The organism is Celeribacter sp. (genome assembly GCF_048261515.1).
Lineage (GTDB): Bacteria > Pseudomonadota > Alphaproteobacteria > Rhodobacterales > Rhodobacteraceae > Celeribacter.
This window is the reverse complement of sequence record NZ_JBLXFZ010000011.1, coordinates 62,661-74,673: the sequence shown is the minus strand read 5'-3', so window position 1 is coordinate 74,673 and position 12,013 is coordinate 62,661. Positions and strand designations below refer to the sequence as shown.

The following is a 12,013-nucleotide window of genomic DNA, read 5'->3' as shown; positions in this document are numbered from 1 at the left end:
CTCAACAGCGGTCTCGTCGAACGGGTTCATCGACATCTTGACGTTCGCAAGATCGACACCCGTGCCATCGGCCTTAACTTTGACCTTCACGTTGTAGTCGATCACGCGCTTGACCGGCACCAATACCTTCATTGAAACGACCCTCTTCTGAAATTGAAATTTATCGCGTCGGAACGGGGACATCTCCCCTGTAATCATAAAATCCGCGTCCTACTTTTCGCCCAAACCACCCTGCTTCTACGTATTTCACCAAGAGCGGACAGGGGCGGTATTTCGTATCCGCCAGCCCCTCGTGCAGAACCTGCATAATTGCCACACAGGTATCGAGACCGATAAAGTCCGCCAACTCAAGCGGACCCATAGGATGATTGGCTCCAAGACGCATAGAGCGATCAATGCTCTCGACACTTCCGACGCCTTCATAGAGAACATAGGCAGCCTCATTGATCATCGGAATCAAGATACGATTCACGATGAAGCCCGGGAAATCCTCAGATACTGTCGCGATCTTTCCTAGCCGCTCGACCAATTCCCGACATGTCTCGAATGTCGCTTGGTCAGTGGCAATTCCGCGGATCAGTTCCACCAATTGCATCACGGGAACAGGGTTCATGAAGTGCACGCCCATGAACCGTTCTGGCCGGTCGGTACGTGCCGCCAGCCGCGTAATCGACAGCGACGATGTGTTGCTCGCCAGTATCGTGTGGCTTCCGAGGTGGGGCGCCAGCGTCTTGAAAATCCCGGATTTCACCGCCTCGTTTTCGCTTGCTGCTTCAATGACCAAATCTGCCGCGCCCAGCTGTGCGTAGTCCCGACTTGGGTCAATGCGCGCCTCAATCCCCTCCTTATCTTCGCGGGAAAGACGTTCGCGTTCCACAAGGCGGGTCAGGCGTTCATCAAGACCCGACATGGCGCGGGTCAGGGCCTCATCAGACACATCATTGAGCACAACGTTATAGCCCGCCTGCGCGCAGACCTGAGCAATACCGATGCCCATTTGGCCTGCACCGATCACGGAGATGGTGTTCAAACTCATGCGTCCTTTTCCTCAGGCTGAACGGAAGAGAACCCCACATCCCCCTGCCCCAACAAGGGTGCGGCTTTTTCGAGAGCCATTGGGCTTCTCGAAAATTTCAAGGGCGTGCGCAGGCCCTCAATTCCTTCAGGGGCGATACGGAGTTGGCGGGCGTCGATCTGGGGCTCTGTGAGGGCCTCGGCCACGGTGTTGATCGGCCCGACAGGCACACCAACGGCCTCCAGTTCTGCAATGAGCGCGGATTTTGTGCGCTTTGATGTCTCCGCGGAGATGCGTTCACATAGGACGTCCCGATGCATAACACGGGCCGGATTGGTGGCATAGCGGGGATCGGAGGCAAAGCCTTCAAGCTCGAACGCCTGACAGAGCGCGGCGAACTGTCTGTCGTTACCGCAGGCGATGATCACATGACCGTCCGATACGGGAAACACCTGATACGGCACAATGTTCGGATGAGCATTGCCAAGACGGGTCGGATTGATCCCGCCCAACAGGAAATTGGTCGCCTGATTGGCAAGAACGCCGACACCACAATCGAGCAAAGACAGATCAACATGCTGCCCCAAGCCGGATTTCTCGCGCTCGGCGAGTGCCGCCTGAATGCCGATAACGCCGTAAAGTCCCGTGAAGATATCGATCCACGCCACGCCCACTTTTTGCGGCTCGCCCTGCGGCTCGCCCGTCAGATCCATGATGCCACACATGCCCTGAATGAGGAAATCATAGCCCGGCTGTTTTGCGCGCGGTCCATCCTGTCCGAACCCCGTCACCGAGGCATAAACAAGACGGGGGTTGATCGCCTTGAGCGCATCATAGTCCAGTCCGAACTTCTTCAGCCCGCCAACCTTGAAGTTCTCGATCACGACATCTGCATCCGCGATGAGGGATTTGAGGTGGTCGAGATCCGCAGGATTGGAGAAGTCACAGGTGACGGATGTCTTGCCCCGATTGGCCGCGTGAAAATAGGCCGCCGTTCTTTCGACCCCTCCCTGCCCGTCGGGCCGCTCGACAAAGGGCGGCCCCCAGCGGCGGGTATCGTCGCCTTCGGGGGCTTCGATCTTGATCACCTCTGCCCCGAGGTCCGCGAGCGTCTGACCGATCCACGGACCAGCCAGAATGCGCGCGAGTTCGACGACTTTGAGACCTGACAGCGGAGCATTCTGTGACATGCGTTCAAACCCCTCAGACAAATGCCTGAAGCCCAGTGATGGCACGCCCCAAAATCAGCGCATGAACATCATGCGTCCCCTCATATGTATTCACGGTTTCAAGGTTCTGGGAATGGCGCATCACGTGGTATTCAATCTGGATACCATTGCCGCCATGCATGTCGCGGGCCTGACGCGCGATATCGAGAGCCTTGCCGCAGTTATTACGCTTGATCATCGAAATCATTTCAGGAGCAAACTGGCCCTGATCGAAGAGCGTGCCCACACGCAAACAGGCCTGTAGCCCCAGCGTGATTTCGGTGTGCATGTCCGCGAGTTTCTTTTGATACAACTGCGTCGCGGCCAGTGGGCGCTTGAACTGGTGACGATCAAGACCGTACTGACGCGCCCGATTGAAACAATCTTCAGCCGCCCCCATGACGCCCCACGCAATGCCATACCGCGCACGGTTCAAACAGCCGAACGGACCACTCATTCCCTCGACGTTCGGCAAGAGAGCCTCTTCACCGACCTCGACGTTATCCATGACAATCTCGCCCGTAATCGACGCGCGCAGGGACAGCTTTCCACCGATTTTCGGTGCGCTCAGCCCCTTCATCCCTTTTTCAAGAACGAACCCGCGCACCTTCCCGCCGTGGGCTTCCGATTTGGCCCAGACCACGAACACATCGGCAATCGGGCTATTGGAAATCCACATCTTTGACCCGATCAGGCGGTAGCCACTGTCGGTCTTGATTGCACGGGTCTTCATTCCCGCAGGGTCGGAACCTGCATCAGGTTCCGTCAGGCCGAAGCAGCCGATCCATTCGCCGCTGGCCAGTTTCGGCAGATATTTCCGTTTCTGCTCTTCCGACCCGTAGGCATAGATCGGAAACATCACGAGCGAAGATTGCACCGACATCATCGAGCGATAACCGCTATCCACGCGCTCGACCTCACGCGCAATCAGCCCGTATGCGACATAGGACGCCCCGACGCCTCCGTATTCCTCGGGCAAGGTTGCGCCAAGCAAACCGTTCTCCCCCATTTCGCGGAAAATCTCAGGGTCGGTTTTCTCTTCGAGGTAGGCTTCTTCGACCCGCGGCAAGAGGCGGTCCGTGGCAAAGGCCCGCGCCGTTTCGCTGATCATGCGCTCCTCGTCGCTCAGCTGCGCCTCAAGAAGAAAGGGATCCTCCCAGTTATAAGAAATACCTTTGTGCGAAACGGTGGACATCTTGCCTCCTCCTTGGGAACAGCCTTTTCATGTGATTTCCATTTATTAATTCGGATGTTTCCCGAAATAAAACGAGATTACCTCATACTTTCATGCAATAATTGCATACAAATGAGACAGAGACGATTCCTTCCTTCTATCAAGATGCTCCTCGCGCTGGACGCCGTTGTCCGTCACGGATCGGCCACTGCAGCGGCGGACGAATTGAATTTAACGCAAAGCACAGTCAGCAGGTTGATCCTGAGCCTTGAGGAACAGCTTGGTAAACAGCTCTTTACACGCGAGCATCGGCGCCTGATCCCCAACTCCATTGCGATCACATACCAACGCGATGTCGCACGCGCCCTTGATATGGTGCAGCGCGCGAGCATGTCCGTGGTAACAAACCCCGACGGGGGCACCCTGTCACTTGCGGTTCTGCCGACCTTTGCAACCCGCTGGCTGGGTCCGCGTCTTCCCGAGTTCCTGAACGCCCATCCAGGTATCGCCATTAACATGTCGACACGCATCGGCCCCTTCGATTTCGATGTCGAGGTCTTTGACGCCGCAATATACTTCGGCGAACCATCATGGAATGGCGTGAACCACCTGAAACTCTTCGAGGAAACGGTCACGGCATGCGTATCGCCCGAGTTCGCCCAAACACATCGCATGGAGAGTTTGGAAGATGTGTCAAACCTCCCCATGCTCCACCTCGAATCCCGCTCCTCTTTCTGGACCGATTGGTTCGAGGGACAAGGCGGACAACCGGTCGAAGGAAGCGGAATGCTGATGGATCAGTTTTCCATGGTGATACAGGCAGCGATCTCAGGCCTCGGCATTGCCCTCCTGCCAGACTACCTCGCCCAGATCGAGATTTCCGAAGGACGGCTTGTCCCCGTCCTCAAGCAAGGCGTATCCGTGCGCGGCGCCTATTGGCTGGTCTGGCCACAGGAAAAAAGCAGCAACGTAGCACTGCACGCATTCCGTGACTGGCTGACTGGACAATCGGACGACATCTCCAGCACCCACATGCCCGCCCCGTAACACCGACCGCCAGAACAATGACAAACTCGATGTCACGGCGACGCCATAGGAAGTACAATCGTCATGCACGGACGAATGATACTTGCGAATTCAATGTCGTGATCTGCCCCGTTTGAGATCAGACCGCATCGCGGGAGCGTCTCACGAGGACCGTGATCACCAGTCAAGCCACTTCGAAAGATCGACGAATACCCGCGAGACCTGCGTTCAACGCCCCGACATCCGTTCCGATAGCGAGGAACTCGACACCCATACCTTGATAGCGCTTTGCAAGCTCTGGGTCGCCTGTCAGGATGCCTGCAGCTTTGCCATAGGCGCGGATCGTTTGAAGCGCCTGTTCAACCCGCGCTTGCACCTCGGGAGCACCTGGGTTCCCGATATAGCCCATGTCCGCAGCGAGATCGGCGGGTCCGATAAAGATACCATCAACACCGACCTCGGCGATTATACCTTCCAACGCATCGAGGCCCGCAAGGCTCTCAACCTGCAAGAGAAGGCATATCCCGTCATTGGCCCGCGATAGATAATCACTGCGCTTACCGTATAGAGACGCCCGCGCCAGAGACGCCCCGATTCCGCGCACGCCCTCAGGCGGATATTTGACCGAGCGGACTGCTTGTCTTGCTTGTTCGGTCGTTTCGATCATTGGCAACAACAGAGTTTTCGCCCCGATGTCCAACGCCTGCTTGATCAACGCCCGATCATCGTTACGCAAACGGACCACAGGGTGGGATGCCGTCCCGACCGCCCTGAGCTGATTCAGGATATCCCGCAGCCCGTTCGGTCCGTGTTCCGCATCAATGACGAGCCAATCGAACCCTGCGTGCGAACAAAGCTCAGCCGTGGTCGCCTCTCCGAGCGACATCCAAAGTCCGATCTGTGTTTCACCAAACTTCAACTTCGCCTTGAAGGAATTATCGCCTGCACTCATTGCAAACACCTCATTCGAACGCGACCCCGACGGTCCCGAAGCCCCCAAAATCAGCCTCGATCTTCGTGCCCGATGGACATTCTATCGGCGCGATAAATGAGCCCGACAGAACGACCTGCCCCGCTTGCAGCGACAGGCCGTATCCAGCCATCCGACGAGCGAGCCAGACAACGCTTTCAACAGGATCATCCAAAACGGCGGCCCCCAAGCCGGTCGCCTCGACATTCCCGTTGCGCTTTACGACAGCGCCGATCCAACGCAGATCAACATCCGAAGGGTCAAATCGTGAGTCGCCAAGTACGAAACCTGCGTTAGCCGCGTTGTCCGAAATCGTGTCCACAACGATCCTGGGGGTGCCAGTCTTGACATCGGTCCGCGTGATCCGCGTGTCGAGAATTTCAAGGGCAGGCGTCACGAATTCGGTCGCCTTCAAAACCTCCTCCCGCGTAGCATGGTCCGAAATCCCGTGACGCAAAACGAAAGCGATCTCCGCTTCAATCCGGGGCTGAATAAAGCGCCCTTTGGGAACGGTGGCCCCGTTTCCAAAAGCCATATCGTCATACAGCACACCACTATCCGGCGTCTCGATCCCCAAGGCGGCCTGCATGGCGCGCGACGTCAGACCTATCTTCCACCCGACAATGCGCCGCCCTTCAGCGAGCTTTCGCGACATATGTGCAGATTGAATGGCATAAGCATCGTCCATCGTCATATTCGGGAAGCGCAGCGAAACAAGCCCGATCTGGTTGCGCTCCTTTTCGGCTCGAAGAAGGTCGGCGGCAACGGCATCAGCGTCTTCGCGGCTCAGCACAATTCGTCCTCCACGCCATTTACGAGACGCCCGACACCTTCCGCTTCGACCTCGATGACATCACCAGGCTTCAACCAGACTGGCGGATTCTGCCGTGCGCCCGCTCCTGTCGGGGTGCCACAGAGAATGACATCCCCCGGAACCAGAGTAGTAAAGGTAGAGACGTAGCTGATGATATACCTGAAATCGAACATCATGCGGCTTGTCCGGTCCTTCTGGCGCACTTCGCCGTTCACCCGCGTGACCAGCTCAATGTCGTCAAGTTGCGCCCCATCTTTGAACGGCACAAGCCAAGGGCCTATGGACCCAGAACGATCCCAGTTCTTGCCTTGTGTAACGTTGAACTTGGCATGAAAAACCCAATCCCTGATCGTTCCCTCATTCGCGAGGCTCAACGCAGCGATATGATCATATGCGTTCTCTTGGGGAATCCGGCGCCCTGCCTTTCCGATAACGATGACAATCTCGCCCTCATAGTCCAACTGCTCGCTTTCCGGCGGACGGACGAGCGGCGTTTTGTGTCCTACGAAGCTGCGGGGAAACCGCACAAACATGGACGGATACTTCGGTTGCGGCTGTCCGTCCTTATACTCGGCATTCCGGTCGGGATAGTTCACACCTATGCAGATCAGCTTTTCCGGATTGGCGATAGGTGGAAGCCACGTAACCTGATCCTCGGAAAAGTCTGCGTCCCGGTCTTTGGCCGCCAGAGCCAATTCGTTCAACGCGCCTGCTTCAACCACCTCTTTCAGCCCTGGAAAGCGCGGGGCGAAATCAGCAGTCAGGTCCACAATGCCGTCAGGTGTCACAACACCGAAACGGTCTTTCCCTTCAGCACGAAAGGTAGCGATTGGGTTCATGCCCATTCTCCTTGAAAATCTTTGAGAGCCTCAGAGACTGGCTCGAAAATGCTCAGGTCAAACTCGGGATTTGACGCGTTGTGGTGGGGAAACAGACGTTTACCTGCTCCATGTAGAACTCGAACGACCAGTCGCCGCCATCGCGTCCGATGCCCGAACTTTTCATGCCACCAAACGGTGTCGGCAGGTGCCGCACATTGTCCGAATTCACGTAAATCATTCCCGCTTCGAGCCGATCCGTGACTCGCAGGGTCCGTTCGAGATCATTCGACCACAGGAAGGCAGACAAACCATATTTTACGTCATTGGCCAGAGCGACAGCCTCGGCTTCATCCTTGAAGGGGATTGCCGTCAGAACCGGACCGAAAATCTCTTCTTGCGCGATGGTCATGTCGTTCGTGGCATTGGTGAAAAGTGTTGGGGTTACAAAGCACCCTTTCTCACCTAACTTCTGACCGCCTGTCGCAATCGTCGCGCCCTCAGCCTTCGCGATATCGAAATAGGACAGAACCTTCTGCTCATGCTCAGGATGAATCAATGGCCCGACAACGGTCTTGGGATCGAGCGGATGCCCGATCACAATTTTCGAGGCCATATCCGCGACACGGGCCGTGAATTCGTCGTAAATACTTTCCTCGACCAGAAGCCGAGAAGACGAGGTGCAGCGCTGGCCGTTGAGGGAATATATCATGAAGGCCGCACCCTGCGCTGCGCGATCGATATCGGCATCCGCGAACACGATACACGGGTTTTTACCTCCGAGCTCGAAATGGACGCGCTTCAGCGTCGGTGCACATTGCCCCATAATGCGCGATCCGGTCTGGCTCTCCCCGACAAAGGCAACGGCCTTGATCCCGGGATGCTCGGTCAACGCCTTACCTGCGTCCTCGCCAAAGCCGTGAACAAGGTTCAGCACACCTTTGGGCAGCCCCGCGCTTTCCGCGATTTCCACCAGGATTTTCGCGGTCATCGGCGAAAATTCCGCAGCTTTGTGGACCACCGTACACCCGCAAGCAAGTGCCGGAGCAATTTTCCATGTCGAGAGCATGAACGGTGTGTTCCAAGGCGTAATAATACCCACCGGCCCGATCGGACGTCTGGACGTCACGTTCAACTGTCCAGGAGCGCGGAGCGAGAGACCGTCAGCGGCTTCCGGTGCCTTGTCTGCGAAGAACCGGAAATTCTCGGCTCCCCGTAGCGCGGCCTTGGACATGAAACGGATCGCCTGCCCCGTGTCCATCGACTCTACAAGTGCGATCCGATCGGCATTCGCAACGATTGCATCAGCCACCGCATGCAAAATACGCCGCCGCTCTTTTCCGGGAAGTGCCGCCCATGCCGGGAATGCTTTTGTAGCCGCTTCTGTTGCCGCGTCGATATCGGACGCCCCACCATGCGCCACTTTGGCCAACACAGCCCCATCAACCGGCGACACATTTTCAAACCACTCGCCACTTTGCGCCGGAACAGATGCACCGTTAATGTGGTTCAGCACACCTTCCTTTCGGAAGCGCTCCAGATAGCCTTCAACACGGGTGAGATTTTCTTCAAACGTCATGAATGAGGTCCTCGTCAGTTCGCCCGTTTAATGCGGGCGTGGATGGGATTTGCTTTCCAGCTGAGATCTGGGTCGATCTCTCGGATGTTGACAGAAAGGGCGAAATTCTCGCCCGAAAGGGATCGCGCCAACGCGCTTTTGGCCGCCTCGAAAATCTCCGCACCAGCGGCATGCAGATCGGCTTTGCTTCGTCCTGCACCGACGCTAAGCGTCATGGCCACAAATCCGTTTTCCTCGTCAGCGTCAGCGACAATGGCAACCGAGGCTTCGTATGCGCGCACTCGTATACCTCCCAACGGAAACAACGGGTTGCGGGCCATCACACCATAAGTAGCACGGCAAAGCGCAGAGATATCGACGTCAGCACCCAAGCCTGGTGAGTATTCGATTACAAGATGCGGCATCGGCATTCCTTCCCCTTTTCCGTTAACATGTTAAATTATTTTGGTGGTTGTCAATAAAAAATTTATGTAACATGTGTATTATTTAACGAGAGATGGAGGACGGCTTGAAAAACTCGAAAAAGGGTTCGCCGCAACCGACCGATTTTTCCCTGGCACGCACACAACGCACGCTCCCAATTGCCCTGTTGAGGGCCCGCGAAGCCGTGATGGACCGGATGCGTCCGATGTTGCATGAACACGACATCACCGAGCAGCAATGGCGCGTCATCCGCGTGCTTCACGAGGAGGGGCCACTCGATGCCTCCAGCATTGCCGAACAGGCATGTATTCTCGCACCATCGCTTACACGGATCATCAAAACCCTTGAAAAGAGAGAACTGATTGCGACATCCCGCGACCCCGCGGACGCGCGACGCCTGATGGCCGATCTGAGTGCAAAAGGACAAGATCTGATCGCGTCAATCACGGTTCAGGCCTCGAATATCTACGCTGGCATTGAAGCGGATATGGGAGCCGAGCGGATCGAAGGCCTTCTCAACGAGCTCGAATTTCTTCTTTCACGCCTGGGCGCGCGCGGGAACTAGATCCCGCGCACGCACAATTTCTTAACACAACGTGCCAGCCGTTACTCTACCCAGCTTGTTAGCCTCCGCTCCAGATGGGTAACGCCCTGGTTGATAACCACAGCGATGCACATAATGAAAACAGACAGTGCCCAGACCGAGGTAAAATCGAACTGTTTGCCAAAGCGAGCCGCCTGCCCGCCTATCCCAATAAGCGCGATGAACATTTCGCCGTTCACCATGCCTTTCACCGCACGGCCAACGCCCATGCGAATGCCCGCGAGGATCAAGGGAAACGCATCTGGCAATACGATCCGGACAAGCGCGGTCCAACGGCTCGCACCGTAGCATGCCGCCATTTCAAGAAGTGGCCTGTCCACATTTCGTACGGCGGCTGCGGTATTGATAATGATAATAAAGACCGCATAGATCACCACCACACTCACACGGGTCGCAAAGCCAAGTCCGAAGATTGCAAAAAGGATCGGAGCAAAGATCAATCCGGGCGTAAACATCATGGCGTTCACATATACATCCAGCGCGGAGTTCACCCAGTTGAACACGCCCATCAGGAACCCCACAATCAACCCGATCGAAAGGGCGATTGCGAAACCGAGCGTGAGAGATGTGAAACTCGCGAGGAGATGCGGCGTGAGCGAACCATCCGTCAACAGCACCCATAGTCGCGCGATCACCGCAGAAAATGGTGGCAGCCAGAACTGACCGGCCAACTGGCCTGCAAGCTCCCATATCAGGGCGATTGCAACGATACCGCCCCAATTGGAACCGAACAGCTTCAGATTACGGAGCGCGAAACCGCCTCTCCGGCTCATGTCGATGTTTGTGTCACTGATATGGGTCATGCGGCGCTCATTTCATGCATCTGGCGCAGACGATGCCAAAGATATTCTTTGAGTTCTGCAAATTCTGGGGACCGCTCGACCTCTTCGGGATCACGCGGACGGGCGAAACTCACATCGATCACCTCTTCGATGCGACCGGGGCGGTTCGACATGAGAACGATCTTGTCTCCGAGAAGGATCGCTTCTTCCATATCATGCGTGACGAAGATCACCGTTCTTTGGTCTTCTTGCCAAATACGAAGGAGTTCTTCCTGCATATAGCGCCGTGTCTGGTGATCGAGGGCACCGAAAGGCTCGTCCATCAGCATGACCGGGGTGTGTACAACAAGCGCACGGGCCAGCCCCACTCGCTGCTGCATACCGCCAGACAGTTGCTTTGGATATTTCTCCTCGAAACCGCCCAGACCGACGAGTTCGATTGCTTCCCGCGCTTTCTCCATACGGCTGGCTTTCGGCTCGCCCCGCATCTCAAGCCCGAATACCACGTTTTGCAGCACGGTTGCCCAAGGCATCAAGGCAAAGCTCTGGAACACCGTCGCGCAATCGAGGTTCGGGCCGCGCACGGACTTGCCGTTCACCATGACGGTGCCGCTTGTCGGCGTCACTAGGCCGCCGATGATGCGCATGAGTGTTGTCTTCCCGCAGCCCGATGGGCCCAGAAATGTGACGAACTCGTTCTTCTCGATTGACAGGTTGACATTTGTCAAAGCAGGCGTTCCGCCCTGTGCTTTCAAATTATAGACATGCGATAGATCACGCACTTCGATCATGGATGACATATGCTTACTTCCATTTGATAAGATGGCGTTCGAGTGCCTGCATGGCGACTGCGAGAACCACAGCTTCGATCACGACGAGGATTGTAGTTGCGTAGAGGAGGCCCGCTTTAAAATCGCCCCGATAGTCGAGGAGAAGGGCACCAATCCCTACGGGCAGCATAATCAGCTCGACGATGACCATGCCGGCAAAGGCACGCCCCAGACCAATGCGCAGACCAGCGAATACAGCCGGTATGGCCCCAGGGATCAGGATACGGAACCAGACCTGACGCTCAGACGCACCGAAACTGCGCGCCATGTCGACAAGACTGCGATCCACCCGGCGCGTACCCGCACGAACGTTCGTGGTGATAAACACCCAGGAGAATAGAACGATGATTACCACTTTCGGGGCCTGCCCCATCCCGAGAGCGACCAGCACCACTGGGATCAGAGGCGCGATCGGCAAGGATAGCGCAAGTGCCGTCACAGGACTGAGCATCTCGTCGACAAGTTTCCACCGTGCCATCGCAAGGCCAAGCGGTACGGAGATCCCCACGGACACCAAAAACCCGATGATGAGAGGCAGGTTACTGACCCAAAGCGCAGGCCAGATTTCGCCCGTCACAAACATGGTCTGATACAGCGCCTGAGCAGTCTCCAGAAAGGTCGGGATCAAAATCGAGTCCGCGGCGCGCGCGCCGAATTCCCATGCCGAAGCGAGTATGATGAACGCCACACTCCGACAGAACGCCGCGGTAAGGCCGGAAATCGGAGTCCGGAGTTCCAAGACACGCCGCGGTGAAGCGGCGCGCCCTGAC

Annotated in this window: 13 protein-coding genes and 1 pseudogene; 2 read left to right on the top strand and 12 right to left on the bottom strand. The window is 56.5% G+C overall.

Translation table 11 applies throughout. The features are described from left to right. The 4 genes and pseudogenes from ACN0SC_RS16010 to ACN0SC_RS15995 all read right to left on the bottom strand — a co-directional run. Positions 1 to 132, bottom strand: a pseudogene (locus ACN0SC_RS16010) (electron transfer flavoprotein subunit beta/FixA family protein); the annotation flags it as partial. Between the two features lie 28 nt (positions 133 to 160). After that, positions 161 to 1,036 carry a 3-hydroxybutyryl-CoA dehydrogenase gene (locus ACN0SC_RS16005; RefSeq protein ID WP_417250695.1) on the bottom strand — a complete coding sequence of 292 codons (876 nt, stop codon included), beginning with the start codon at positions 1,034 to 1,036 and terminating at the stop codon, positions 161 to 163. After that, on the bottom strand, positions 1,033 to 2,205 hold the full coding sequence (locus tag ACN0SC_RS16000; protein WP_417250694.1) for a CaiB/BaiF CoA transferase family protein: 1,173 nt from the start codon (positions 2,203 to 2,205) through the stop codon (positions 1,033 to 1,035). Before ACN0SC_RS16000 ends, ACN0SC_RS16005 begins: the two co-directional genes overlap by 4 nt. Positions 2,206 to 2,218: 13 nt before the next feature. Then, positions 2,219 to 3,418 (bottom strand): acyl-CoA dehydrogenase, encoded by a 1,200-nt coding sequence (locus ACN0SC_RS15995; protein WP_417250693.1) that lies wholly within the window; start codon positions 3,416 to 3,418, stop codon positions 2,219 to 2,221. Positions 3,419 to 3,529: 111 nt separating this feature from the next. On the opposite strand from ACN0SC_RS15995, the gene ACN0SC_RS15990 reads away from it, so the two are divergent. Continuing rightward, complete coding sequence (locus tag ACN0SC_RS15990; protein ID WP_417250692.1) at positions 3,530 to 4,444, top strand: LysR family transcriptional regulator; 915 nt, start codon at positions 3,530 to 3,532, stop codon at positions 4,442 to 4,444. A 163-nt stretch (positions 4,445 to 4,607) separates the two neighbouring features. On the opposite strand, the gene ACN0SC_RS15985 is transcribed toward ACN0SC_RS15990, so the two are convergent. Genes ACN0SC_RS15985 through ACN0SC_RS15965 form a run of 5 tightly spaced genes read right to left on the bottom strand, consistent with a single transcriptional unit; the run spans position 4,608 to position 9,008 of the window. Then, entirely contained in the window at positions 4,608 to 5,375 is a 768-nt protein-coding gene (locus ACN0SC_RS15985; protein WP_417250691.1) for an HpcH/HpaI aldolase family protein, read from the bottom strand. 10 nt (positions 5,376 to 5,385) lie between these two features. Further along, the gene (gene hpaH, locus ACN0SC_RS15980) at positions 5,386 to 6,183 is read right to left on the bottom strand and encodes a 2-oxo-hept-4-ene-1,7-dioate hydratase (RefSeq protein WP_417250698.1); all 798 of its coding nucleotides are present in this window, start codon (positions 6,181 to 6,183) and stop codon (positions 5,386 to 5,388) included. Next, entirely contained in the window at positions 6,180 to 7,046 is an 867-nt protein-coding gene (locus ACN0SC_RS15975) for a fumarylacetoacetate hydrolase family protein (protein WP_417250690.1), read from the bottom strand. The genes hpaH and ACN0SC_RS15975 overlap by 4 nt, the downstream gene beginning before the upstream one ends. Before the next feature lie 52 nt (positions 7,047 to 7,098). Further along, on the bottom strand, positions 7,099 to 8,604 hold the full coding sequence (hpaE, locus tag ACN0SC_RS15970) for a 5-carboxymethyl-2-hydroxymuconate semialdehyde dehydrogenase (protein ID WP_417250689.1): 1,506 nt from the start codon (positions 8,602 to 8,604) through the stop codon (positions 7,099 to 7,101). Positions 8,605 to 8,618: 14 nt separating this feature from the next. Next, positions 8,619 to 9,008 carry a 5-carboxymethyl-2-hydroxymuconate Delta-isomerase gene (locus tag ACN0SC_RS15965; protein ID WP_417250688.1) on the bottom strand — a complete coding sequence of 130 codons (390 nt, stop codon included), beginning with the start codon at positions 9,006 to 9,008 and terminating at the stop codon, positions 8,619 to 8,621. Between the two features lie 104 nt (positions 9,009 to 9,112). Here ACN0SC_RS15965 and hpaR point away from each other — a divergent pair, with 104 nt between their 5' ends. Next, on the top strand, positions 9,113 to 9,592 hold the full coding sequence (gene hpaR, locus ACN0SC_RS15960) for a homoprotocatechuate degradation operon regulator HpaR (protein ID WP_417250687.1): 480 nt from the start codon (positions 9,113 to 9,115) through the stop codon (positions 9,590 to 9,592). Between the two features lie 41 nt (positions 9,593 to 9,633). Here the strand turns inward: hpaR and ACN0SC_RS15955 are convergent, their stop codons facing one another. Genes ACN0SC_RS15955 through ACN0SC_RS15945 form a run of 3 tightly spaced genes read right to left on the bottom strand, consistent with a single transcriptional unit; the run spans position 9,634 to position 11,871 of the window. Further along, entirely contained in the window at positions 9,634 to 10,434 is an 801-nt protein-coding gene (locus tag ACN0SC_RS15955) for an ABC transporter permease (RefSeq protein ID WP_417250686.1), read from the bottom strand. Beyond that, entirely contained in the window at positions 10,431 to 11,213 is a 783-nt protein-coding gene (locus ACN0SC_RS15950; protein WP_417250685.1) for an ABC transporter ATP-binding protein, read from the bottom strand. Before ACN0SC_RS15950 ends, ACN0SC_RS15955 begins: the two co-directional genes overlap by 4 nt. A 4-nt stretch (positions 11,214 to 11,217) precedes the next feature. Then, positions 11,218 to 11,871 carry an ABC transporter permease gene (locus ACN0SC_RS15945; protein ID WP_417250684.1) on the bottom strand — a complete coding sequence of 218 codons (654 nt, stop codon included), beginning with the start codon at positions 11,869 to 11,871 and terminating at the stop codon, positions 11,218 to 11,220. Positions 11,872 to 12,013 lie beyond the last annotated feature (142 nt).